At 49.1% G+C, this 23,242-nt stretch carries 21 protein-coding genes; 7 read left to right on the top strand and 14 right to left on the bottom strand.

Annotated features, from left to right (window positions below):
- Nucleotides 1-24 precede the first annotated feature (24 nt).
- Together coaD and SIB80_RS07460 are read left to right on the top strand one after the other, a co-directional pair.
- Entirely contained in the window at nucleotides 25-498 is a 474-nt protein-coding gene (coaD, locus tag SIB80_RS07465; protein ID WP_011130100.1) for a pantetheine-phosphate adenylyltransferase, read from the top strand.
- Nucleotides 499-518: 20 nt separating this feature from the next.
- Nucleotides 519-1,454, top strand: a complete 936-nt coding sequence (locus SIB80_RS07460) for a hypothetical protein (protein ID WP_063420356.1) — start codon at nucleotides 519-521, stop codon at nucleotides 1,452-1,454.
- On the opposite strand, the gene SIB80_RS07455 is transcribed toward SIB80_RS07460, so the two are convergent.
- The 5 genes from SIB80_RS07455 to dapF all read right to left on the bottom strand — a co-directional run bounded on the left by SIB80_RS07455 (nucleotide 1,417) and on the right by dapF (nucleotide 6,346).
- A complete protein-coding gene (locus SIB80_RS07455) occupies nucleotides 1,417-2,736 on the bottom strand; it encodes a D-alanyl-D-alanine carboxypeptidase/D-alanyl-D-alanine-endopeptidase (RefSeq protein WP_063420213.1) in 1,320 nt (439 codons plus the stop codon). The genes SIB80_RS07460 and SIB80_RS07455 overlap by 38 nt on opposite strands.
- Nucleotides 2,733-3,248 carry a DUF4330 domain-containing protein gene (locus SIB80_RS07450; protein ID WP_063420212.1) on the bottom strand — a complete coding sequence of 172 codons (516 nt, stop codon included), beginning with the start codon at nucleotides 3,246-3,248 and terminating at the stop codon, nucleotides 2,733-2,735. Before SIB80_RS07450 ends, SIB80_RS07455 begins: the two co-directional genes overlap by 4 nt.
- Nucleotides 3,249-3,370: 122 nt before the next feature.
- Nucleotides 3,371-4,006 carry a DUF1995 family protein gene (locus tag SIB80_RS07445; RefSeq protein WP_074160155.1) on the bottom strand — a complete coding sequence of 212 codons (636 nt, stop codon included), beginning with the start codon at nucleotides 4,004-4,006 and terminating at the stop codon, nucleotides 3,371-3,373.
- Between the two features lie 37 nt (nucleotides 4,007-4,043).
- A complete protein-coding gene (locus SIB80_RS07440) occupies nucleotides 4,044-5,243 on the bottom strand; it encodes a cysteine desulfurase family protein (protein WP_063420211.1) in 1,200 nt (399 codons plus the stop codon).
- A gap of 191 nt (nucleotides 5,244-5,434) precedes the next feature.
- Nucleotides 5,435-6,346 (bottom strand): diaminopimelate epimerase, encoded by a 912-nt coding sequence (gene dapF, locus SIB80_RS07435; RefSeq protein ID WP_063420210.1) that lies wholly within the window; start codon nucleotides 6,344-6,346, stop codon nucleotides 5,435-5,437.
- Between the two features lie 17 nt (nucleotides 6,347-6,363).
- Between dapF and SIB80_RS07430 the strand changes: the two genes are divergently transcribed.
- Together SIB80_RS07430 and leuS are read left to right on the top strand one after the other, a co-directional pair.
- Complete coding sequence (locus tag SIB80_RS07430; protein ID WP_063397662.1) at nucleotides 6,364-6,585, top strand: Hfq-related RNA-binding protein; 222 nt, start codon at nucleotides 6,364-6,366, stop codon at nucleotides 6,583-6,585.
- A gap of 57 nt (nucleotides 6,586-6,642) precedes the next feature.
- On the top strand, nucleotides 6,643-9,279 hold the full coding sequence (leuS, locus tag SIB80_RS07425) for a leucine--tRNA ligase (RefSeq protein WP_063420209.1): 2,637 nt from the start codon (nucleotides 6,643-6,645) through the stop codon (nucleotides 9,277-9,279).
- A gap of 6 nt (nucleotides 9,280-9,285) precedes the next feature.
- Here leuS and SIB80_RS07420 read toward each other — a convergent pair whose 3' ends face one another.
- Nucleotides 9,286-10,884 (bottom strand): glucose-6-phosphate isomerase, encoded by a 1,599-nt coding sequence (locus tag SIB80_RS07420; protein WP_063420355.1) that lies wholly within the window; start codon nucleotides 10,882-10,884, stop codon nucleotides 9,286-9,288.
- A gap of 87 nt (nucleotides 10,885-10,971) precedes the next feature.
- Between SIB80_RS07420 and SIB80_RS07415 the strand changes: the two genes are divergently transcribed.
- On the top strand, nucleotides 10,972-11,784 hold the full coding sequence (locus SIB80_RS07415; RefSeq protein WP_063420208.1) for a hypothetical protein: 813 nt from the start codon (nucleotides 10,972-10,974) through the stop codon (nucleotides 11,782-11,784).
- On the opposite strand, the gene SIB80_RS07410 is transcribed toward SIB80_RS07415, so the two are convergent.
- Together SIB80_RS07410 and SIB80_RS07405 are read right to left on the bottom strand one after the other, a co-directional pair.
- Nucleotides 11,776-12,714 (bottom strand): N-acetylmuramoyl-L-alanine amidase, encoded by a 939-nt coding sequence (locus tag SIB80_RS07410; RefSeq protein WP_063420207.1) that lies wholly within the window; start codon nucleotides 12,712-12,714, stop codon nucleotides 11,776-11,778. The genes SIB80_RS07415 and SIB80_RS07410 overlap by 9 nt on opposite strands.
- On the bottom strand, nucleotides 12,696-14,393 hold the full coding sequence (locus SIB80_RS07405) for a PDZ domain-containing protein (RefSeq protein ID WP_063420354.1): 1,698 nt from the start codon (nucleotides 14,391-14,393) through the stop codon (nucleotides 12,696-12,698). Before SIB80_RS07405 ends, SIB80_RS07410 begins: the two co-directional genes overlap by 19 nt.
- A 205-nt stretch (nucleotides 14,394-14,598) precedes the next feature.
- Between SIB80_RS07405 and purN the strand changes: the two genes are divergently transcribed.
- The gene (gene purN, locus SIB80_RS07400) at nucleotides 14,599-15,351 is read left to right on the top strand and encodes a phosphoribosylglycinamide formyltransferase (RefSeq protein WP_169189898.1); all 753 of its coding nucleotides are present in this window, start codon (nucleotides 14,599-14,601) and stop codon (nucleotides 15,349-15,351) included.
- Here purN and argC read toward each other — a convergent pair.
- Nucleotides 15,348-16,454: an N-acetyl-gamma-glutamyl-phosphate reductase gene (gene argC / locus SIB80_RS07395; RefSeq protein WP_063420206.1), complete on the bottom strand. Its 1,107-nt coding sequence runs from the start codon at nucleotides 16,452-16,454 to the stop codon at nucleotides 15,348-15,350. The genes purN and argC overlap by 4 nt on opposite strands.
- Between argC and ribBA the strand changes: the two genes are divergently transcribed.
- Nucleotides 16,335-18,227, top strand: a complete 1,893-nt coding sequence (gene ribBA / locus SIB80_RS07390) for a bifunctional 3,4-dihydroxy-2-butanone-4-phosphate synthase/GTP cyclohydrolase II (RefSeq protein WP_236066097.1) — start codon at nucleotides 16,335-16,337, stop codon at nucleotides 18,225-18,227. The genes argC and ribBA overlap by 120 nt on opposite strands.
- 20 nt (nucleotides 18,228-18,247) lie before the next feature.
- Here the strand turns inward: ribBA and SIB80_RS07385 are convergent, their stop codons facing one another.
- The 5 genes from SIB80_RS07385 to dnaK form a co-directional block, all read right to left on the bottom strand.
- Nucleotides 18,248-18,676: a peptidylprolyl isomerase gene (locus tag SIB80_RS07385; protein ID WP_063420351.1), complete on the bottom strand. Its 429-nt coding sequence runs from the start codon at nucleotides 18,674-18,676 to the stop codon at nucleotides 18,248-18,250.
- A 267-nt stretch (nucleotides 18,677-18,943) separates the two neighbouring features.
- Complete coding sequence (gene murQ / locus SIB80_RS07380; protein ID WP_063420205.1) at nucleotides 18,944-19,894, bottom strand: N-acetylmuramic acid 6-phosphate etherase; 951 nt, start codon at nucleotides 19,892-19,894, stop codon at nucleotides 18,944-18,946.
- A gap of 2 nt (nucleotides 19,895-19,896) precedes the next feature.
- The gene (locus SIB80_RS07375) at nucleotides 19,897-20,307 is read right to left on the bottom strand and encodes a DUF3110 domain-containing protein (protein WP_063420204.1); all 411 of its coding nucleotides are present in this window, start codon (nucleotides 20,305-20,307) and stop codon (nucleotides 19,897-19,899) included.
- A 51-nt stretch (nucleotides 20,308-20,358) separates the two neighbouring features.
- The gene (locus tag SIB80_RS07370; protein ID WP_063420203.1) at nucleotides 20,359-21,261 is read right to left on the bottom strand and encodes a DnaJ domain-containing protein; all 903 of its coding nucleotides are present in this window, start codon (nucleotides 21,259-21,261) and stop codon (nucleotides 20,359-20,361) included.
- The gene (gene dnaK / locus SIB80_RS07365; protein WP_063420202.1) at nucleotides 21,245-23,239 is read right to left on the bottom strand and encodes a molecular chaperone DnaK; all 1,995 of its coding nucleotides are present in this window, start codon (nucleotides 23,237-23,239) and stop codon (nucleotides 21,245-21,247) included. Before dnaK ends, SIB80_RS07370 begins: the two co-directional genes overlap by 17 nt.
- Nucleotides 23,240-23,242: the final 3 nt, after the last annotated feature.

Here is a 23,242-nt window from a genome sequence, read left to right as displayed (position 1 = left end):
ATCCAGAAGTGGTTTGATTGGATCATGAGGGCCCTTTACCCAGGCAGCTTTGACCCTTTAACGCTTGGTCATCTGGATTTGATTGAGCGCGGCTGCGCACTCTTCGGCGAGGTTGTGGTAGCGGTTTTGAGCAACCCTGCCAAAACGTCAACATTCACCTTGCAACAGAGGTTTAACCAGATTCATGTGGCTACAGCACATTGCAAGGGTGTAAGCGTGATCTGCTTTGAAGGCCTCACAGTGAGCTGTGCTCGTCACAATCAGGTTGATCTGATCCTGCGTGGTCTTCGGGCGATGAGTGATTTTGAGTATGAGCTCCAAATTGCTCATACAAACCGCTCCCTGGCTCCTGATTTTGAGACAATCTTCCTTGCGACTGCAGCTCATCACAGCTTTCTCAGTAGTTCTATGGTGAAGGAAGTCGCCCGTTTTGGTGGCAATATTGATCACATGGTGCCTGAGGTGGTGGCACAAGACCTCCACAGGTTATTTAATTGAGCTTTAAAACTAAAACTGTGATGAGCGAGCCTAGGTTCACCGTTCTCGAACAGCTCGACCAACTCGAAGAGATAGTTCTGGAAGGCAGCCGTATCCCCTTTAGTGGCGCTCGCCTAGTGAATGAACAGGAAGCGATCGAAGTGCTTGATGCCGTTCGAGAGACCCTCCCTGGGCAAGTGAACCAGGCCGATCAGTTGCTCCAAAAACGTGATGATTTCATCACAACTGCGCGAAAACAAGCCGAAGAGATCGTTCACCAGGCCAATCAACAGCGCGAGCAATTGGTCAATGCAGCTTCCATTCGTCAAGAAGCGGAAAAACAGGTAGCCGAGCTTCGTGATCAGAGCCGCCAACAATGCGAACAGCTGCTACAAGCAACCAGGCAGCAATCTGTTCAGCTGGAACATGAGATGCAGTCGAAACTTGTTCAGCTTGAGCAGCAGTTCTCTAGCCGTCGACAGCAACTTGAGCAGGAGGCCCTGGAGCGTCGACAACAACTGGATCGTGAAGCCATAGATATCAAGAGGCAGCTGACCGAACAGCACGAACGCAACCGTCAACAAGCAATTCAAGAACTAGATCAGATCAGATCAGAGGGATCACGACTCCAGAAGGAAGCTCAGAACGAAGCTGAACGGCTACATAACGATGCACTTCAGTTCAGGCAGCAAACTCACCAGCAATGTGAGTCACTTATTCAGCGCAGTCGTCAAGAAGCTGCTGGTGTCCAGGACGGTGCAAACCGTTATGCCGAACAGACCCTTGGAGAACTTGAGCAGCGCCTCAAAGAAATCGCTCAAGTCATCATTGCTGGTCGCCAAGAGCTGGTGAAAATTCAAACTATTAGCAGTCATGACAGTCGCGGTTCAACTGACCAACACTCAGACAAGGCCGTGCCGATCAACCGGGGGCGTAGAGCTACTTCGAAGCTGAGAGCGATGAAGAACACGGGCTGAAGCGTTGGGTAGCCTTCAACAACAAGCCGATTGTTCTATTTGGTGAGCTGGCGCCATTAGCTATTGCACTCACGTAGCGTGGACCATCTTCTGTCTCAAGAATTCCTGAGATAGAACGCACTCCATTAAGAGTGCCTGTTTTTCCCCAGAATTTCCCTTCTAGTGAAGTACCTCTAAACAGTTTGCGCAACGTTCCACGCTGTCCGGCAATGGCCATTGAGGCTTGATAGTAGGGAGCAAGAGGGTGATGACCCATTCGCATCAACAAAGTCGCCAGAGTTTGGCTGCTCATTCGGTTGTTCCTTGAGAGCCCGCTGCCGTCGGCTATGCGTAGTCCTGTCAGAGGAAGATTTTGTTGTTGCATCCAGCGCATAGCCTCCCTGGAGGCAAGCCTCACATCCCAGCTTTTTGCCGCGTGTCGAAGCAGCACCTCTGCTGTGAAGTTATGGCTCTCCGCATTAGCAAGACTTACCAAGGCATGCATTGGTGCGGAATCTTCCTCATGAAGAAGAACGGACTGGGCAGAACTTGTCTTCACCTGGTCGTGGTTGACAAGACTTAAGTGAGCGCTGCCCCCCTGCCGATGTATTTCGCGCTCCAGCAAGCGTTGTAAACGACCAATTGGATTGGTCACAGCCACATCAAGGGCATTGCTTGTTAGTGCAAGACGGGTGATCGGTGCTCCATAGGCATAAATGCGGTCAGCTGGGTGCCAATCACTAGGCCACCAGCGTTGTTGAGGCTCCTCACGGATCAGTAATTGGAGATCGTCATGGGAACGAAAAGTGCGCGAACCACCCTGACCAAGAGCTGCCATCGCAAAGCGTTGTATCTCTGTGATACCTAGATCAGGATCTCCTTCACCACTGATTTCAAGTACCCCATCAGGGCGTCGTAAAAGTTGGGTGCGCAACTTGAAGTCAGGGCCGAGCTTATCGAGCGCAAAGGCAGTTGTAATCAACTTCTGATTGGAGGCTGGAACTTTGGCAATAGTTCCGTTGATGTCTGCAAGGAGCTGACCATGACGATCTAAGACGCTCACGCTCCATGCCGATGAGCCTTGGCCGAGTAAGGATTTGAAACTCCTTTGCAAGGAAGGGCAGAGTCGCCCAGATTGAAGAGAAGGCCAGCCCTGGACGGCAACTGGAGGGGGTGGTGAAAGAACAGTTGGTGCTGCACTCACATGTGAACCGATCAGGATTCCCCCAGCTCCAAGAATTCGGATCAACAATTGAGAATGGTTTCTCTTAGCGATCTTGGAACATGCAGGGAGAATCCTCATTGAACACTGACACCACTCACGGTTCCGTTGATTCGATAGCTGGATCCCTCTAGCTCAACTGGTGTGCCAATTTTGAGTTTTGTTCCAGCTAACACAACTCCCGTCTTGGAGACTGTGCCGTCACCTTCAAGTATGAAGCGAGCATCAAGAACACTATTGGCAGCCAAATTGGGATCCGTTGCGATGACGACAGAGCCGTCTGGCTGGACCGCCACGAGCTTGCTTCTGAGGTCTTCGATGCCCTTAAGTTTCAGTGAACCGGCAGGCTGATTGCGAATAACGATACTGGTGCTGCCCTGGGCCAATGCAGCTTCGATCAGTGCATTTGGCTCAGCTGTAGGCACGTTGCGAACATCGACAGACACCTTCACAGGCCTCATGACGCCTGTGGCCCTGGCCAATGAATGACTTAACTTCGGACTCCACAACACACCCCCCAGAGCGATGAGTGCCACGATTGCGGCAATCCCATCAATAGGGGTGAATTGTTTCAAAAGGGTTTGGCGACTCATAAAAACTCTTCAGAGCTGCACCATACGGAGACCGATCCGATTGATCAAGTCAACCATTGGTCTCTCAAGCGATGCAAACAATGAACTGATTACTGTTGTTTGCCTCATGTCCGCTTGATCTACTAAGTGCCAATAAGAGCAGCGTCGATGGCTTCAGCATCTGGACGCTGGTCGAAGGTCGTCGTCTCTCGATACCCATCAACATCAGCACGAAACAAGATCCATTCGCCTGGGTGCGAACGCATCAACGCACCAGACTCCAATGGTTCAAGCCAATAGGCCTTACGCCATAAAGATAAAAATCCTCGTCTTCGTTGTCTAGCAACGCCTCCAATTCCAACAGCACTATCTTCCAAACGGCCGTTCAGCATGACAACAGCCCCTGAATGTTTGTTGCAGAGGAGTTCAAACTGCTCGTAATCGCTGGGTTGTGGTGCAACAACCAAAAAGATACGATCATCATCTTTTCCATTCAGGTCACCGAGCAAATCATTGATTGAAGAGATCTGATTAGCAAGTTCAGGAGCATTGTGTTTAGCCAGTGCTGCACCACCCATATCAGGCCAAACAAGAACAATCTCAAACCCATCTTCTTGCAGATTCTGCATCAGGCGTAGAGCCACGGGCATCAATTTCAAGCCCTCAAACTTCAAGTTCACCTCCCATCGCCCCAGGGGTTGATCCTTTAAAGAGGTTTGTAGAGCCTCCAAAACCATGTTCTCGGCAGCGAGGAGGTCAGCGGGAAGAGTTTTTATCACAGGCTGGGGTGGATGATTTAAGGATTAGAAGTAAGGCTCATTCTGGCGATGCTGCTGCAATCATGGCCTGCTGCAGAAGATCAGGGATCTGATCCAACTGTGTTTCGTCTAACCATGAACCCAGAGAGAAACGTAATCCTGACTGAAGCCACTCAGGTTTGATCTGCATGGCCTGCAGGACAGCACTGTTTTTAGGTTGCCCTGCCATACAGGCACTACCGCTACTTGTTGCCACGCCAAGTCGTGAAAGTTCTCGCACAACAGCTCTACCAGAGATGGGCTGGTCATCTCCTGATCCCACAAGCATGGAAATATGGTGAGGCAAACGATTGATTGGATCGCCGGTGAAGTGAAGTCCAGGCAAGGTCTGCAGGTTGATTCTTAACGCGTCACGCATTCGTTGAACTTTCACCTGATCGGCCAGCTCAACATCAGCACACCCTGGACTGGATAGCTTCAAGTGTTCGAGGGCCATCGCCATCCCTGCTGCTAAGGCAACAGATTCAGTACCAGCCCGAAGCCCCTGTTCTTGGCCACCACCACCCTGCAAAGGTTGTAAAACATCTATCAATTCAGGTCTTAATAGAAGCAAACCAATTCCCTTAGGACCCTGAAACTTGTGTGCTGATGCGCTAAGTAAGTCTATTGGCAGATCAGCCCAATGCAGTAGTCCCTGACTAAGAACTTGAGTGGCATCAGTGTGAAAAACGATGCCCCTTTCCCTACAAGCTAAGCCAATCGTCTCAATCGGTTGAATGGTACCGACCTCACTTTGTCCCCAGATGATTGAGACCAATCGTGTTGGCGGAGCAAGCAACAGATCTAGATCCTCAAGTTTGACGCGACCTAGTGGATCAACAGGCCAGTAACACACCTCCCAGCCCTCACGCTTGAGGACCTGAGCTGCAGCAAAAACAGCAGGATGTTCTACCGCTGAAATCACTAGACGGCCCGACTGCATGGAACGAGCCATGCCCAAAAGGCCTAAATGAATAGATTCTGTAGCTCCCGAGGTCAAGACCAGCTCGGTTGAGCTAGCCATTAGGCATGAGGCAATCTTCTGACGACTGCGTTCAAGTAATTCAGCAGCGATCAGGCCTGGGCCATGAAGACTCGAGGGGTTACCCCAGGCACTCTCCTGAACTTCAAAGATGCGTTGAATCACCTCTGGTCGAGGCGGAGTCGTTGCACAAGCATCCAGATATATTTCAGATGGGCACGAACTAGAACTGTCCATCCTTTCCTAGACCGATGCGAGTGTGATGCCCAAATGCATCAAAAGCAGGAGCGATCAAGCTCTCTAACAAGATACTAGTTAAACAATCATTCACCGTTTTAAGGGAATCAACCTCAGGACTATTATCTTATCCAAGATGGGAGTCTCTATAAATTCAAGAGCTATAAATGTTTGTAGACTATTCGATGTCTTCAAATAATCTGATTATCTTGAGGCAAGACCTCAGCATGACTTGGTGAGAGAAGAGGTGTTAAAACCCCGTCAAAGATAGGTTCAGCGGGCCCCGTCATAAAAACAGAACCCCTACGTCCTGGCCAACTGATCTGTAATACACCACCTGGTAAAAGAACCTCCGCATGGTCATCAGAAAGACCTAGCAAACAAGCTGCTACAAGAGATGCACAGGCTCCTGTACCACAAGCCAGGGTTGGTCCCGACCCACGCTCCCAAACGCGAATTTCAAGTTGATTCGGGCTGTGTATCTTCAAGAAATGAACATTTGTCTTGGCTGGGAAGGCGTGATGTTTTTCAAGTCTTTGTCCCCAATTTTCAAACGCAATACTTTCAAGATCTTCAACAGGCACGATCACGTGGGGATTACCCATTCCTACTGCTGCAACATGTAATGATGTACCACCCAAGTGGCACTCGCCCTGGGGCAATCCAGCAGAACCGATTGTCAGAGTGGTAGGTATCGATTCTGGATCTAAGAATGGAGATCCCATATCGACGCAAATTTGTCCATCTTCCCGCAAAATTGGACAAATTATTCCTGCTAGGGTTTCTATGTTCCACCGCTGAACACACAAATCTCCTTCGATATCAGCTAAGAAACGTGTTAAGCAACGGATGCCATTGCCACACATCTCGGCCAGGCTGCCATCAGCATTGAAAATTTGCATTCTCAGATCACCATCAGCCCTAGGTGGTAAAGCAAGAATCAGCCCATCAGCTCCAATCCCGAAGTGTCGATCACAGATTTTTCGTACCCAGGCTGGATCAGGATTGATCACTTGTTGAGTCAGCTGATCCTCACGCCCATCAATCAGGAGGAAGTCGTTGCCGAGTCCCTGATATTTGCTGAACTGCAACATAACCAGCATGTAACGATCCCAATCCTATGGAGACCCCCCCTCTCAATCCCAGCCTTCCAGGGATTCGTCTGATTCAGAGTTGGGTTCGGGACGAGATCCCTCTCAGTCTTGAATTAGCTGATGGGCTCCGATTGGAAGGCCGCTTGCTTTGGCAGGACCCGGAATTCCTTGCCCTGGAACGGCCTGGAACGAGTCAACCTGTACTGATTAACCGTCGGGCTGTACTGATAATTCGCCCACTGGGCTAACTCAACTCCCTAGCGTCAACTTGTTATGGCACGATCGAAAGTTGGTGAAACTTGTACGTGACGGAGTCTTTCCCTTCAACGTCTGCCTCCAGCCAATCCTCAGCTCGATATGACCCTATTGAGCTTGAAACGCGTTGGCAAAAGGAGTGGTTACGACAAGGATTAGATCGAACGCCAGTCGCAGAAACTAACCAGAAACGCTTTTACGCCCTATCGATGTTCCCTTATCCATCGGGGAAACTGCACATGGGCCACGTACGCAATTACGTGATTACCGATGTGATTGCCAGGGTGCAGCGCATGCGAGGTGATGCGGTACTTCACCCAATGGGATGGGATGCCTTTGGCTTACCAGCTGAGAATGCAGCCATCGCCAGAAACGTAGATCCAGGTGATTGGACAGACCAAAATATTGCCCAAATGAGGGCCCAGCTTGATCGACTGGGTTTGTCGATTGACTGGGACCGGCAACAGGCGACTTGCCATCAGGACTATTACCGCTGGACCCAGTGGTTGTTCCTTGAACTTTTTGCGGGTGGATTGGCTTATCAGAAGGAAGCGACAGTCAACTGGGATCCCGTCGACAAAACTGTTCTGGCTAATGAACAAGTCGATGGCGAGGGTCGTTCATGGCGGTCAGGCGCTCTTGTGGAACAGCGACAACTCAAGCAATGGTTCCTGCGAATCACCGACTATGCCGATGCGTTAATTGATGACCTTGATGAATTGACTGGTTGGCCCGAGCGTGTCCGCACGATGCAAGCCAATTGGATTGGTCGCTCTCATGGTGCTGAGATCAAGTTCAGAGTCGTTGGTGTAGCCAACTCAATCATCACGGTCTTCACAACAAGGCCAGACACACTTCACGGAGCAAGTTATGTGGTTTTGGCACCTGAGCACCCTTTGGTGGAATCCCTAACAAGTCCGGAACAACGTCTTGCCGTTACTGCATTCTGTGACCTTATAAGCCAACTCAGCGTCAAGGATCGCACCGCTGAGGACCAACCAAAACGAGGGGTCCCGATCGGTGCACAGGTGATCAATCCAGTCAATGGTGAATCACTACCCGTTTGGATTGCCGATTACGTATTGGCTGACTATGGCTCAGGAGCCGTTATGGGAGTACCCGCTCATGATGAGCGGGATTTCATCTTTGCTCGCAGCTACGAACTACCGATACGCATTGTGGTTCAGATGCCAGATACAGACGAGCATCACAATGATGGACAAGCCTGGACCGGAGCCGGAGTACTTGTAAATTCCGGTGTCTTTGATGGTCTCTCCACAGAGGAAGCGAAGGCTGCGATTACAACCCATGGAGCCTCTGAGGGTTGGGCTCAAAGCAAAGTGCAATACCGTTTGCGCGATTGGCTCATTTCTCGTCAGCGCTACTGGGGTTGCCCGATCCCTATCATTCACTGTCCAAACTGCGGGATCGTTCCTGTTCCGCAAGAGGACCTACCTGTAACCCTTCCTAGGGACATAGATCTTTCAGGAAAAGGAGGGTCCCCCTTAGCGCAAGAACAGGATTGGGTTGAGGTCAAATGTCCTATTTGTGGTGAAAACGCTCACAGGGAAACAGACACGATGGACACCTTTATGTGTTCTTCATGGTATTACCTACGTTTTGCTGATCCACTCAATAGTCAACGTCCATTTGATAAAGCTATTGTTGATAAATGGTTGCCTGTTGATCAATATGTAGGTGGTATTGAACATGCAATCCTCCATCTCCTATATGCACGCTTTTTTACCAAAGCACTCCACGATAGAAATCTGATTGGCTTCAAAGAACCATTTAATCGATTACTTACTCAAGGCATGGTTCAAGGGCTCACCTACCGCAATGCTAAAAATGGCAGTTATATTTCTCCTGAGCTTGTTAGTGATGATAGTGATCCGAGGGACCCAGAGTCTGGAGACAGACTAGAGGTCCTGTTTGAAAAGATGTCTAAATCAAAATATAATGGTGTTGATCCTGCCGTTGTAATTGATCGATACGGTGCCGACACCGCTAGAATGTTCATACTTTTTAAAGCGCCCCCAGAGAAAGACCTGGAATGGGATGATGCAGATGTTGAAGGTCAATTTCGTTTTCTGCAACGACTTATTCGTCTGATTGATAGTTTTGCATGGCCTAAGACTGATGGTGACAATGCCTCCATCTCTTCGGCAAACTTGATCATAGATTCAGCTGATCTCAGTGAAGAAGAGATCAACATGAGAAGAGCTACTCACAAGGCGATAGAAGCAATAACTGAGGATTTAAGTGGTGACATTCAATTAAATACAGCCATCTCCGAACTCATGAAGCTATCCAACTCCTTGAGTGGAAAACTAGATAAGGTTCGTACTGAAGTGGCTGCAGAGGCTCTTTCAGTTTTAGTTCGATTAATGGCACCCTTTGCTCCTCACCTTGCAGAAGAGTTCTGGCTGAAGCTTCATGGGCATGGAAGCATCCATCAACAATCCTGGCCTGTAATCGACCCAAGCGCACTAGTACTCGAAACGATTGAGCTCGTCATTCAAGTCAAAGGGAAGGTACGTGGAAAAATCCAGGTTCCTGCTAACGCAGACAAAAAGACATTAGAAGAATTGGCCTTAAACAGTGACATCGCCGTCAAATGGTTAGAAGGTCAATCGCCTAGACGGATCATCATTGTGCCAGGCAAGTTGGTGAACCTAGTGCCATAGAAATGATCAGCCTTTACTGAAACGTAGTGAAGTCGGAATTCCCCAATCACCTTCAGCAACATAACCACGCTTATTCGCAGTTAGATGCCTCATGATCCAAAAGATGGCTTCTTCTGACCCATCTCCAATCACTTGATGGATCTCTCCAGCTGAACGTTCGACACCATCAGCAAGCAAGTCTTCAACTCGAGACTGCAAGTTAAGGATGGCAGCGGCTGCTTTCTTACCTGATTCAACTCCAGGCTGGTGATACGCATTAATATTGACAAGTTCACCATATAAACCAACTGCCCTCTCAAACAAAGCAACTAATGCGCCGAGTCGACGAGGATCAAATCGACGCATCGAAATAGTGAGGCTCTGACGACCTCCCTGGCTGAGCGCTGCGCGAGTGCCTTGCAGGAAGCCATCGAGAAAATCACCTGGATGCTCATTGTTGATCGCCGGTATGTTGTCAACATCCTCAAGCACCTCAATAAATGTGGCGAAGAAATTGTCAACACCATCGCGTAATTGCTGCACATAAGCATGCTGATCAGTTGAACCCTTGTTGCCATATACAGCAAGGCCTTGATGAACAACATTGCCATCCCGATCTAGACGCTTGCCTAGCGATTCCATTACCAGCTGTTGCAGGTAACGACTAAAGACCTCAAGGCGATCTCTATATGGAAGAACAACCATGTCACGACGCCCAAGCCCATCTCCTGCAACAAACCAAGCAGCGGCCATCAAAGCTGCTGGGTTGCTGTGCAGATCAGACACACGTGTGGCCTCATCCATTTGCGCAGCACCAGCAAGAAAAGCGCGGGTATCACAACCAATCAAAGCTGCCGGCAAAAGGCCAACAGCACTCGTGATGCTTGTTCTACCGCCAACCCAATCGAACATGTCAAAACGCTTAAGCCAGGATTCCTTCTGTGCAAGCTGATCTAACTGGCTATTGAGCATCGTCACGGCAACGGCCTGTCCAGCCCAACGACCTCCCATCGCTTCGAGGCGTTGACGAGCCTGCTCCATACCGAGGTGTGGTTCAGGAGTTGCACCAGATTTGCTGACCGTGACCACCAAAGTCGTGCTCAGGGCATCTCCAAGATTGCCAAGAACGCGACTCATGCCATCTGGATCCACATTGTCGAAAAAATGGAATCGCAATCCCTGCTCTGCATTCTGAAGAGCACGAATCATTAATAAAGGTCCTAGGCCACTGCCTCCAATCCCGATCCAAAGCACATCGGTGAACTTTTTGCCATTGGGGGCTTTGATGAGGCCATTGACCACATTGCAGCCAAAGGTCTCAATCAGGTCAATTTCCTTGGCAATGTGATCACAGACCTCTTGATCAGGCGCCAGCTGCGGCTGACGCAGCCAGTAGTGGCCAACCATCCGTTGTTCATCAGAATTAGCGATAGCTCCCTGTTCCAAAGCCTGCATGGCCTTGAAAGCCTGATCAAAGCGTGGCCCTAGCCGTTCAAAATCTTCTGCATTGATATGCATTCGGCTGATGTCCAGCCAAATTCCAAGATCGTTGTGATGCCAAAGCAAATTGTTAAAGCGCTGCCACTGAACCTGGGCATCGCTGGCGCTGAAATCCGGGAAACTCATCAGCTGATGCACGTCGCTCACAGCTCGAAACGATCCACGATCAAAATGCCTGCCCATTTTCTCAGACACTCAGGCTAACCTCGCGCGATGATCAAGACTCTTTTCGGACTCCTACAAACACTCAAAAGAGGTCTTCGACTAACCGACTTTGTAGTCCTGGCTTCGCTTTTCTTGGTTCTCATGACAGAGAATTATGGCCGGCAGGCAAGCCAGACACGTCAATCACCACCGCTGAATATTGCAACCGTTAATCACCTTGATCCAACCGATTTCACAGCAGAAGAGCTCAGATATCTTCAAAAACGTTTCGGGGTACATGGCCCTCAGACGCCTTTAGCTCAGTTGTTCACACGAGGAATTGATCACCTTCAGCCACTGCGAGCTCAGACAGTCAATCGACTGGATGAATTAAAACCTGTGATCGTGCGCGAGTCCAAGCGATACCGCGTCAACCCAATGCTGGTCACAGCGATCCTCTTCGATGAAATTCAGCATTCAAAACCAGGCGAAAACATCCCTTTTGTAGCTCATTCCGGTCTATTGAAGACCCATGGGCCAGCCCAACTAGGCATCTCTGAACTCATCCATCAAAAACGTTTGCCTCAGCATCCAACGGCAGAACAAATTTCAAGTGCACGTAATTTACTTCTCAATCCAGAATCTAATGTTGAGTTACTTGCAGGAAAGATAGCGCGTCTAAAGGATGACTTAGGCTTACCTTCTAATGCCTTAATCCAAGCTAGTCGCTCCTATAAACATGCCAAGGCGATCGCCACACTGGCTTATCTTCATAATGGCAAGCTTGACTATCCCGCAAGAATTCTTCGTTATATGCAAGACCCTGAACTACATGGTCTGATTTATTCCCAACGTTCTTCAGCGCAGCTGCCCTTAATCTGAGGGATTGCTACTTACACAAAGATAACCAATCGCCGCTAGTCTTCGCTGTAGATTTGACCAATCAAAACTACGGGGGTCTGATCGCTCACCTGCTAAATCAACATGCTGATGAGTAGTGATATTTTCTGGGGGAATATTGAAGCGATCCATCCAATCTGCTAAGACTAGAGCAAGAGAATCATATTGTTTGTCGCTATAACCACTATGATTTAGATAGCCATTGCGACCATCCCATGGTGTCTCTAGGCTCAAATGCAAAGCGAAGTTATTGACGGATCCCTTAAAGCGTGGATTTGTCACAACCCACTCACCAAGAAAAGCAGAATTTCCTGCTCCATATGCTCTATTAAGTGGGTCTACAACATCAATGATTCGCCCATCCAATGTAATCAATGTGTGGTAGCTAACTTGATCTTTATCCTTGCGATGATAATCTTTAAATGTATAGAGTGCAGATTGATACGAATCGGTAGTCTCATGTAGAACTACGACACTAGGAGTCGGATCAACACGACGGCCATAAAGATCCCAGCGATATCTTTTGCCATAATTCGATGAATCAATAACTACATAATTGCGTTCAGATGCCAATTGCTGTTGACGGTGGTTAAGACGTTTCTTAAGTCCTTGATCGATATCAGAGCATTGCTTAGAAAGTGGAGATGACCATGATAGTGCTCGCGGCGGTTTTTGTTGACTTGTTGATGGCAGGTCTTTGGGCTTTTGATTGTATTCTTCAGAGAATTGCCCAAGTCGTTCTAGATGACTTTTTAGACTTTGACTTAATTTTGGCCGATCATCACGAATGCTATACTTTGAATGCCAGATGAATATTATCAACCCACTAAGAGTAAGTATGAATATAATTAGGAATCGTTTAGTATTGCTCCTCATAGACATAATCAGAGTGGTTAAATAATCTGAAACCATCGATCCCGTAGATTGCTTAATTCAGATGGTGCCTCATAATCAATAATAATCTCCCAGTGATCAACTTGGGCTAAACCACTCGAAAGTGTTGTTTCGCTTAGTCGTCCTCGTCTTGAATAGGTGAACGATACAGGCTCTTGATTGGAGATAAGTTTGTATAAATCATCGACCTTACGCAATCGAAATCCGCCGACAGCAAGCAATTCATCACCAACGACAAGACCTGCCTGATGGGCTGGACTAGACAGAGTAACTCGTGACACCAAAACAAGACCCTCTCGTTCAACTAAAGTAAGTCCTGTTTCTCTTTTGTTTGAATATCTCTCTTCAAATCTCAGTCCAAGATCTTTAACGATCGAAGTCAACGGGAGAGAGTCAGGTTGATCAAGCCATGCATCAACCTCATTCGCAGTATTGGGATCGAACTTGGCGATGGCAGCTTTGATGTCTAACCTGGAATAACCTCGATGAATACGACCAAACTTCTGCCAAAGGTCACGGAGTACTTGCGTTAATGACGAGTTTTGTTGACGCAGGCGAACATCCAGGCAAAAGGCCATCGCAGCACCAAGCTTGTAATAGCTGACCTGCGAATCGGCACTAGCCGGTGTTGCTTTATATAATTTCACCCAGGCTTCACGTGAACTGTCAGACAGGCTCTGTAATTGACGACTTGGGTTGATTAATAGTGGTGAAAACTCTAGAGATAAATCTTTTAGTAATGCAGAGCGATCGCTCAACCCAGCAAGGAATGGCAGGGTGAGGTCAAAGTAGCTAGTGATTCCTTCGGCGAACCAAAGTCCATCACTAATTACAGCTTGAGAATAATCATAAGGTCGATATTCCATGGGCCGTAGACGTCTCACATTCCATTGATGTAAATACTCATGACCTATCAATTGTAGGAGCTTCCGATAACCATCAGGTTCAGTTAATGCACGCCAGGAATAATGCAAAACTGCGCCATAATCATGCTCAAGACCGCCATAACCAGTTTCTAACATATGAATCACTAATTGGTAGAGATCTCCTGCTGGTGGGGGTTCATCCATTAGACAACAGGTCGCTTTACAAACAGCGCTCACATCATTCAAAAGGTTTGCTGGCCATCCCATTGGTGGCTCGCCTATACAGAGAAGTTGATGAGAATTTTTTTTGACAACAAAGGGCTGAGAAACAAAACAGCCGGCATGAACAGGCGCATCGACAAGATGATCAAAATCCTTAGCCCAGAGAGTTTCCTCTCCAGCTAGAGGAACGTAGGCATTCCAACCCGCTGGTAGGGCCAGGGTGAGGCAATGAGGAGTCCAACGCTGACCATCAATTTCCATCACAGCAGCCGCAAGACAAAGGGAGGCAAACTCCGGATCTAAGTAGCAGGTCCGCACAGTGAGCTGTCGAGCCTCTATGACATAGCCAAGGGTGACAAGATCAAGAGTGTCGAGATCAGCCTTCCAACCACTTGGACCGATCCGTTGCACTTGACAATCTTTTGAGGCTTGAGAAATGCTCAGACTGTGGAGATACTGAACATGGTCTCTAATGGTGTATGAGCCTGGGGTCCATATCGGCAGAGACCAGCTCTGACGATGTGTTCTTGGCTTCCATTTCAGACTGACCTTAAAGGTCTGACTTGCCTTGTCACACAGATCAAGATGGACTTCAACAACCTCGACCACCTCACACAACCTCAAAAACAAGCTCAGGCGTTATGCAACAACTGTAATGGTGCTGGTAATGGGTATCTTGACGGATGATGTTCTGGATCATGGCTTTGAGCCATCTGAAGGCTTGACTTTGTCTAAAAGAATCATGGATCGCAGAAGGGGTTCCAATTGGATGATGAATATAGGAATTAGGTTGTGAATTGGATGTTCTTAGAGCATGCAGCTGGTCTTCTCGATCGTCAACAAGATGAACAACTTAGATAAAAAGGAGATTTGTCTGACCAGCGCTGCTTCGAATCCTCGTCAGAATAGTTGCTATGAAAAGGATGCGAAGCGATCGCTGATCTGGCCACCCCCCCAGGCCAGCCCAAAATTCAACCCTCGCTTAAATCTTGGCGTGATGGCATCAGGGAATGGCACCAATTTTGAAGCCCTGGTTAAAGCCATTCAAAATACTCAACTTGATGCTTATATTTCCATGTTGGTGGTTAACAACCCTAATTGTGAAGCACGTCGTCGAGCTCAACGACTAGGTGTGCCTTGTGTCATCCACGATCATCGTGAATTTAGTAGTCGAGAAGAACTAGATAAGGCCTTGGTAAAGACATTCACCAACCATGCTGTAGAAGGCGTGGTGATGGCCGGCTGGATGCGAATCGTTACCCCAATCCTGATTGCTGCTTTCCCGAATCGTCTTATTAATATTCACCCATCTCTGCTACCTAGCTTTCGCGGTTTAGATGCGGTTGGGCAAGCACTAAAAGCGAGAGTTCCTATTAGTGGTTGTTCCGTTCACCTGGTTACACCTCAAGTAGATGACGGTCCGGTTCTTGCGCAAGCTGCAGTTCCAGTCTTGAGCTCAGACGACCATCAGAGCCTCAGCGAAAGGATCCAGCGCATGGAGCATCAACTGCTTCCACTATCTGTTGCTCTTGCAGGCCAGAATTGGAGAAACGAAGCTCAAAATTAAGGGTAGAAGGTTATTAAAGACATCCCTGTGGTTGGTGGTAATCCAGCCATCAGGTTTAGACATTGAACCCCTTGACCAGCTTGTCCTTTAATCAGGTTGTCGACAGCGCTCATCAAGACAAGTCGGCTGTTGCGGTTGTCGACCTGAACAGAAAGAACAGCTTTGTTGGAGTACTTCACCCACTTAGTCGCTGGATACGTTCCCACAGGAAGAACATCGATGCAGGGATGATGTCGATAGACCGCTTTAAGAACAGTTGTGCAGTCCTCAGCGGTCAATCCAGGATCTCTCAAGCGTCCATAAACCGTCGCTAGCAGTCCACGCACCATCGGTACGAGATGGGGTGTGAACTGAAGCTCAATCGGTTGTCCGGCAACCTCACTAGCAAGTTGTTCGATTTCTGATGTATGTCGATGCCCAACCACGCCATAAGGCATGATCGACTCCGAGGCCTCTGACAGAAGAAATTGTTCTTTGGCCACCCGCCCTCCACCAGAGGTGCCAGTCTTTGCATCGATAATCAAACCATCGTTTTCGATCAATCCCTGTTTTAGAAAAGGCAGCAAGGGCAACAGACTTGCCGTTGGGAAGCATCCTGGTGCAGCTACAAGATTTGCCACTGCAATTTCAGGTCCCTTCCATTCAGGTAACCCATAAACAGCCTCTTTACATAGCTGAACATCATCTCGATTGAGGTTTTGAGCTTCATGGACATAAACTTGTTTCCATTGATCCAGTGAGCGATAGCGAAAGTCTGCAGAGAGGTCTACAACCCGAACATTGCGCTTCAGCAGTTGCGGTGCTAAGTGGCAGGCAAGTCCATTGGGAAGGCTTAGGACTGCGTAATCGGCGTATTCAGCGATCTTGTCAGGATCGGGAGATTGAACTTCAGGATCATCAGGAATGGGTAAAAAAGGGCAAAGCTCACTCCATCGCCTGCCGGCACTTCGTTCGCCGCCCAGGTAGGTGACATGGAGCTGAGGATGGTCCTCAAGCAATCTGATGGTTTGAAGACCGCCGTAGCCCGTAGCGCCGATAACCGCTACTCGGCTGCCTCGAACCTGAGAAATGTCAGAGGCTGGAGAGCGATGGGTACTTTCCATTGCCTTCATCGGACGCCGGCTGATCGTACTGGTGTCGATAATGAACCCAGTACGTTCATCCCTAAGGCCCTGAGGACTTCTCCTATACCCGCTGAATCGGTCGAGATCCGCTTCGACGACATTTCTGACGCACTTGCCGCGATTCGAAACGGTGAATGCGTTGTGGTTGTTGATGATGAGCGCAGAGAAAACGAGGGCGACCTGATTTGTGCTGCTCAGTTCGCTACGCCTGAGCAAATCAATTTCATGGCCACAGAGGCTCGTGGTCTGATCTGCCTTGCTATGCAAGGCAGTCGCCTAGATCAACTTGACCTGCCGCTGATGGTTGATCGCAATACAGATGCCAACCAAACGGCATTTACCGTAAGCATCGATGCAGGCCCTGAGAAAGGTGTTTCTACTGGTATTTCAGCGGAGGATCGAGCGCGCACGATTCAAGTTGCACTGCATCCGGAGACTCGTCCAAGAGACCTACGCCGCCCAGGACATATTTTCCCCCTTAGAGCGAGTCAAGGAGGTGTTCTCAAAAGGGCTGGACATACAGAATCCGCCGTGGATTTGTCACAGCTCGCAGGACTTGCTCCAGCTGGCGTGATCTGCGAGATCCAAAACTCAGACGGATCAATGGCAAGACTGCCGCAATTGCAAAACTATGCGCGGCGTTGGGGACTCAAGCTCATCAACATTGCCGATCTCATTCGTTACCGTCTTGAGAACGAACGCTTTGTATACCGTCAAGCCACTGCCGAGTTACCAAGTCTCTTTGGCAGTTTTCAGGCAATCGGCTATTTAAATGGTTTGGATGGATCAGAACACATTGCTCTAGTCAAGGGCGATCCACGAGAGCTGAAAGAGCCTGTTTTAGTACGTATGCACTCCGAATGTCTTACGGGAGATGCTTTTGGATCACTGCGCTGCGATTGTCGCCCCCAACTTGAAGCAGCGTTGGCTCGGATCGAACAGGAAGGGGAAGGCGTGGTTGTTTATCTCCGCCAGGAAGGTCGCGGCATTGGTCTAATTAACAAATTAAAGGCCTATAGCCTTCAGGATGGCGGTCTAGACACTGTTGAAGCCAATGAAAGTTTGGGTTTCCCTGCAGATCTGCGCAACTACGGGGTTGGTGCTCAAATTCTCACTGACCTTGGCATTCACCGCTTACGGCTACTTACAAATAACCCACGCAAAATTGCTGGACTGGGTGGATATGGCTTACAAGTCGAAAGTCGTGTCCCCTTGGTGATCTGTCCTGGAGATCACAACGCCGCTTATTTAGCTGTAAAGCGGGAAAAACTTGGACACTTGATGGATGCTGGCAAATCAGAGAATCAAGCTCCAGAAGTTGGACCTTTTGTTGTAGTTGCCTGGGATGGTGAGGTGAACGGAGAGACGCTGGCTAAGCTGAGGACCCGTGCACATGATTGGGCCACAAGCAATGAACTTGAGCTCATAGCAGAAAGCTCACCCCGTTTACTTGCCCTATGGGATCGCCCCCTCTTTGTATGGCGTGTATGTCCACGCGTCAAAACCTCTTCTGAGGTTTCATCAAATCTACTTAAAAAAGCATCGCTGGAGTTACTGCTTCAAGAATTGATTCAATGGTCAGGGAGCCGTCGGATTGGTCTTCTGCGTACAGACCGTGCTGAGCAAGCAATGCATCCTCCTCAGGATCTAAAGAGAGAAGAGCGGTCGTTGGCAGCACTATTTAAAGATGATTCTTCCCCACTAAAAGATTGGGATGCCTCGAGCTTTCCCAATCTGATCCTTTGGTCATGAAAGACAACAACTATTTATTTTCAATCCTCTTGAATGGTTACTTTATTGATCCTAGAGCCGTTCTTTAAGGCTAAGACCACATCCATATTGGCAGCCTGACCGAAAACGGTATGCACACCATCGAGATGAGGCTGAGCATCATGGACAAGAAAGAATTGACTTCCACCAGTGTTCTTTCCTGCATGAGCCATAGAAAGAGAACCGGCGAGATGCTTTTTGCTATTTATTTCACAATTAATCGTATAGCCAGGTCCACCGGTTCCAGGGATCCCCTTTGCCCCATCACGTGTATTTGGGCAGCCACCCTGAGCCATGAAACCATCGATCACACGATGGAAAGATAGACCGTCATAAAAACCCTCCTTAACCAGCTTTGTGAAATTGGCCACCGTATTGGGAGCATCATCATCAAAGAGGTCCAACTCAATCAAACCAGCATCAGTGTCCATCAGGGCCTTGGTCACAGTTGGATGCTCAAAAAAATAGTCTAGTCAGTGAAGCCAACTTTCGCGACATCTCCTAGAAATATTAATTAAATCAAAGCAATAGAGTTAATTAAAATATTGACAGCATTCAACAAGGCATGGAACGATTCATGAGAAGGCATTCTGTGCCATTTAAGGATATTAAATGTGCTTCGAATCTGTTATTGCTATCGTGAACTTACCGAGTAAAATGAACTTATCACCTTCCTTTTAGCAAAGACACAATTAAAATCAAGAAATGCAATTACCACAACTCGCCAATGCTGTTCGCAATTGATTGTTTTGATCTATCAGGAGTTTCTGGGCAGCCTCAGCATCTAAACCGCAAGTATGCATCAGCAGAGCCACTTTTACAGAGCCATCGCTTGCTTGAAGCAACTCAGTTCCACGATCTCGATCTACATCAGCTAAATCATGCAGGATTCGCAAGGCACGATCCATCAGCTTGATGTTGGTAGCAGCAACATCAACCATGCGATTACCAAAGACTTTGCCAAGACGAACCATCGCACAGGTCGAAAGAATATTTAGAGCCATCTTTGTTGCGGTACCGGCCTTCAAGCGCGTGGAACCTGTGAGTAATTCAGGACCAGTCAAAAGACGAATATCGATGCTGCATGGCAACGCAGCTTGTTCTATAGGCACACATGAAATTGCAATCGCTAAAGCATTGATTTCCTTTGCGTAGGCAAGTCCTCCTTTGACATAAGGAGTTGTTCCCCCGGCCGCAATACCGACAAGACAATCAGCAGAGCTAAAGCCACGCTCCTGAAGATCCTTTTGCCCTGCCTGTTCAATGTCTTCGAGTCCCTCGGAACTTTTCAGCAAAGCTGCGCTACCACCTGCAAGAACACCCTGAACAAGATCAGGATCGCTGCAAAAGGTTGGTGGGCACTCTGCAGCGTCAAGAACTCCTAGTCGTCCTGAAGTGCCAGCACCCAAATAAAAAAGGCGGCCCCCGCTTCGAAGCCGGTCCGTAATCGCTTCAACTGCCTGAATAAGTTCAGGTATAGCCGCTGCGACGGCACGTTGTGGCTCACGGTCCTCTTCGCAGAAGAGTGTCACTAATGACTCTGTGGTTAGTTGATCCAAGCATTCACTTTTGGGATTGACCTGTTCAGTCAACAGATGCCCTCGATCATCTGAAGGATGCAAATTGAGGTCTTCAAATACATTGGTCATGTTTAAATCAACCCTTCAAGCCGCTTGCGAATCTCTTCAAGATCTGTTGATTCAACTTGCTGATCCAATCGATTGCCGTCTGCAACGGAACGATCCTCATCCTGCCAGTGACTCACATCTCGATTTGATTCTGGTGGAGCAAATAAAAGACGCTCCTCATCAGTTTTTGGCATAAAGCCAACCTCCACAAAACGAGCTTCATATCCGGCCTGGCGGCAGAAATCTTCCATCTCATCACGGCCAATCTCTTCAACAGTCGGTAAAGGAAAGTCTTGAGCCTCAAGAAGACCGGCATAACGCTCGGCATCATCAGCGTTTTCGAACATCAACACAGCTGTCTTACCAGCAAGTTCGAGGGAATGAATACCCTCGTTGTCTTTACCGGCGTCATAGAGAAGGACGAACACGCGCATGTGGATCAGGCCAGACCGATGGGATCTCTCACTTGATTATCTAATTCAGCTTTATAGATTATCCGGATCAAGAGCCAATTCTTGAAGTCGTCGGTAGAGGGCTCGTTCGGCTTCAGCAAGTTCAGCAGGAATAACCACCACAATTTCAACCAATTGATCGCCTCTGCGTCCATCAAGCTCAAGTCCCCGTCCGCGAAGGCGCAATAAACGACCACTTGATGATGCTGGAGGCACTTGGAGTGTGACAGGACCAGACAGAGTTGGGACATCCACAGCACAGCCAAGCGCTGCATCAGGTGGAAACAACTCAAGGCGATAAAGCACACGAAGTCCGTCAATCCTCAGTCTGTCTTCTGTTTGAACCCGTAACTGAAGGAAGTGGTCACGTCCTCCAGGGGCTACGCCCACAAGACGTAACCGCCAACCATCGCCAGCCAAAGGCGGTGTATCAACCTCTACAAGAGTGCCGTCATCGAGCTCAAGATCCACTGAAGTTCCATAGAGGGCTTGTTCAGGGGTCAACTCGACCAACGTCTCGAGATCATCACTGGCCTGTACGGGAGGAGGAGGTGGTGGTGGAGACGTCGCAGGCCAGTCGACTTGTTCTGAGGGGAAAGGATCAGCAACGTCAACAGGCTGTTCGTCTGTGCGCTCCAAACCGAGGACCACTTCGAGATACTCATCGAAAGTTGGAAAACCAACTGCGAAAGGATCAGTAATGGCTTGCTCTGTGGACATCGATCCCTGCCAAGCAGCGCGACGTCTTGGATCACTGAGAACCGCATAGGCCTCATTAACCAATTTGAAGCGTTCCTCGGCGTGGCTGTCATTGCCATTGAGGTCTGGATGCCATCGCCGTGCTTCGCGACGGAATGCCCTTTTGAGTTGGGAGGCGTCACTGTCTGGAGAGACACCTAGCAAAGACCAGTAATCCGGTTTAGCGGTAGAAGTCATCGTCCCAGGGATTTAGCTCACGTCCCCTGTAGCTGCCTCGGCCGTCGGACGACCGGGCAGGGCTATTCCAAGGATCTTCATCCCAGTCATCATCGGAGAAGAGCTCATCTTTCAACGAGCCAAGAGTGTTGCGTATGCCCTGGAGTGGATTGGCGTCAGTACGCCGTTCTGATGAAATGCGTCGGTTCAAGCCAAAAAGGGCTTCCTGAAGTGAAGCAACAGCAAGCTCAAGTTCCTGTAGATCGTTCTGCTCAAGCAGGTCTTGCACATCGCGCATCGCTGTCTCTACAGCCCGCTGCTGCCGCTCAGCCCCATAGGGGCCCAGCTCCAAAGCTGCATCGCGAAGTCTTCGTTCAGCTTGACCAACAAGTGTGAGTGCACCATTACGACGATCAATTGATGCACGACGACGACGATCTTCTCCTGCCTTCGCTTCAGCTTCGGCGAGCAAGGCTTGCAATTCCTCTTCGTTAAGGGTGGAACCTCCCTGAATATTCACAGATTGCTTGCGGCCTGTGGTGCGATCAGTTGCACTCACTTGCAAGAGACCATTGGCATCGATATCAAAGGCCACCTGCACCTGGGGAACACCTCTTGGTGCAGGTGGAATGCCAGACAAGCGAAAGCGACCCAAAGACTTGTTATCTGCTGCCAACTGACGTTCACCCTGCCAGACATGAATTTCAACAGAAGATTGGTTGGCCTCTGAGGTGCTGAACACGTCAGATTGGCGCACTGGTATTGGTGTATTTCGTGGGATCAGCACTTTCATCAACCCACCAACGGTTTCAAGCCCTAGTGAAAGGGGAGTGACATCGTTGAGCATCAGATCTCGAAGCTCACCGGTGAGGATTCCGGCCTGAACAGCTCCGCCAACAGCAACGACTTCGTCAGGGTTGACTGATTGGCAAGGTTCACTGGCAACGAGAGTTCGCAGCAATTGCTGAACCATCGGCATTCTGGTGCCACCCCCAACAAGCACAACATCATCAACATCATCAGCAGACCAGCCAGAATCACGCAGAGCTGTCTGCACCGGATTCAGAAGACGGTCGAGAAGGTCGGGGCAAAGGCCTTCAAAAGTGGGGCGATCAAGGCTGGTCTCGATATGAAGAGGACCATCAGGCCCCGTTGCGATAAAAGGCAAAGAAATCGGAGTACTAAGCACACCAGAGAGTTCCTGCTTCGCTTTTTCTGCTGCTTCTATCAAGCGTTGCAGTGCCTGGCGATCACGGCGTAAATCGAGGCCATGCTTCGTCTTAAAAGCTTCAGCGAGCCAATCAACAATGCGTTGATCGAAATCATTGCCCCCTAGTTGGGTATCACCACATGTGGCCTTGACATCAAAAACACCATTGGCGACACGCATTAGTGAGACATCAAACGTCCCGCCACCCAAATCGAAGACAAGAACACGGCGTGCGGCACTGCGATCAAAGCCGTAGGCCAATGCAGCAGCAGTGGGTTCGTTGAGGATCCGTTCCACTGTGATTCCAGCGAGCCTGCCAGCGTCACGAGTTGCCTGACGTTGGGCATCATTGAAATAGGCAGGTACTGTCACTACAGCTGCCTCAACAGGCTCTCCTAGATATGTCGCCGCATCATCCACAAGCTTGCGAATGATGCTGGCCACAAGTTCTTCGGGTGCATATTCACGCTCCGTCACTTGACAGGACACACGCACGTTCCCCTGTTCATTGGCCCGTACGGTGTATGGAACAGAGAGACTGCTGTCCTCCATTTCATCCCAGCCTCGTCCCACGAAGCGCTTGAGATTGGCAAAGGTATTTCTTGGATTGAGCACCAACTGGCGACGTGCCAACTGACCGACAAGTAGCTCTGCTTCTTTGCTGTAACCCACCACTGAGGGTGTGGTGCGACTGCCCTCCGCATTAGCGATAACTTGAGGGCGACCAGCCTCAAGCACCGCCACTACGGAGTTTGTTGTCCCTAGGTCTATGCCAACAATCCGCCCCATGGC

This window comes from Prochlorococcus sp. MIT 1327 (genome assembly GCF_047304785.1).
Taxonomy (GTDB): Bacteria; Cyanobacteriota; Cyanobacteriia; order PCC-6307; family Cyanobiaceae; genus Prochlorococcus; species Prochlorococcus marinus_D.
The sequence above is the reverse complement of the archived record's forward strand: the minus strand, read 5'-3'. Positions and strand labels throughout refer to the sequence as shown.

What these genes read in the sequence shown, in the direction of transcription:
- SIB80_RS07415 (WP_063420208.1), top strand. Translation starts at nt 10,972, where the DNA reads ATGATCAAGACTCTTTTCGGACTCCTACAAACACTCAAAAGAGGTCTT.
- SIB80_RS07430 (WP_063397662.1), top strand. Translation starts at nt 6,364, where the DNA reads ATGGAGACCCCCCCTCTCAATCCCAGCCTTCCAGGGATTCGTCTGATT.
- purN (WP_169189898.1), top strand. Translation starts at nt 14,599, where the DNA reads ATGCAGCTGGTCTTCTCGATCGTCAACAAGATGAACAACTTAGATAAA.
- SIB80_RS07410 (WP_063420207.1), bottom strand. Translation starts at nt 12,714, where the DNA reads ATGGTTTCAGATTATTTAACCACTCTGATTATGTCTATGAGGAGCAAT.
- coaD (WP_011130100.1), top strand. Translation starts at nt 25, where the DNA reads ATGAGGGCCCTTTACCCAGGCAGCTTTGACCCTTTAACGCTTGGTCAT.
- SIB80_RS07450 (WP_063420212.1), bottom strand. Translation starts at nt 3,248, where the DNA reads ATGAGTCGCCAAACCCTTTTGAAACAATTCACCCCTATTGATGGGATT.
- ribBA (WP_236066097.1), top strand. Translation starts at nt 16,335, where the DNA reads ATGGTCCTCAAGCAATCTGATGGTTTGAAGACCGCCGTAGCCCGTAGC.
- SIB80_RS07370 (WP_063420203.1), bottom strand. Translation starts at nt 21,261, where the DNA reads ATGACTTCTACCGCTAAACCGGATTACTGGTCTTTGCTAGGTGTCTCT.
- dapF (WP_063420210.1), bottom strand. Translation starts at nt 6,346, where the DNA reads ATGCTGGTTATGTTGCAGTTCAGCAAATATCAGGGACTCGGCAACGAC.
- SIB80_RS07385 (WP_063420351.1), bottom strand. Translation starts at nt 18,676, where the DNA reads ATGGACACTGATGCTGGTTTGATTGAGTTGGACCTCTTTGATGATGAT.
- SIB80_RS07440 (WP_063420211.1), bottom strand. Translation starts at nt 5,243, where the DNA reads ATGGACAGTTCTAGTTCGTGCCCATCTGAAATATATCTGGATGCTTGT.
- dnaK (WP_063420202.1), bottom strand. Translation starts at nt 23,239, where the DNA reads ATGGGGCGGATTGTTGGCATAGACCTAGGGACAACAAACTCCGTAGTG.
- argC (WP_063420206.1), bottom strand. Translation starts at nt 16,454, where the DNA reads ATGGAAAGTACCCATCGCTCTCCAGCCTCTGACATTTCTCAGGTTCGA.
- murQ (WP_063420205.1), bottom strand. Translation starts at nt 19,894, where the DNA reads ATGACCAATGTATTTGAAGACCTCAATTTGCATCCTTCAGATGATCGA.
- SIB80_RS07375 (WP_063420204.1), bottom strand. Translation starts at nt 20,307, where the DNA reads ATGCGCGTGTTCGTCCTTCTCTATGACGCCGGTAAAGACAACGAGGGT.
- SIB80_RS07460 (WP_063420356.1), top strand. Translation starts at nt 519, where the DNA reads ATGAGCGAGCCTAGGTTCACCGTTCTCGAACAGCTCGACCAACTCGAA.
- SIB80_RS07455 (WP_063420213.1), bottom strand. Translation starts at nt 2,736, where the DNA reads ATGAGGATTCTCCCTGCATGTTCCAAGATCGCTAAGAGAAACCATTCT.
- SIB80_RS07420 (WP_063420355.1), bottom strand. Translation starts at nt 10,884, where the DNA reads ATGAGTTTCCCGGATTTCAGCGCCAGCGATGCCCAGGTTCAGTGGCAG.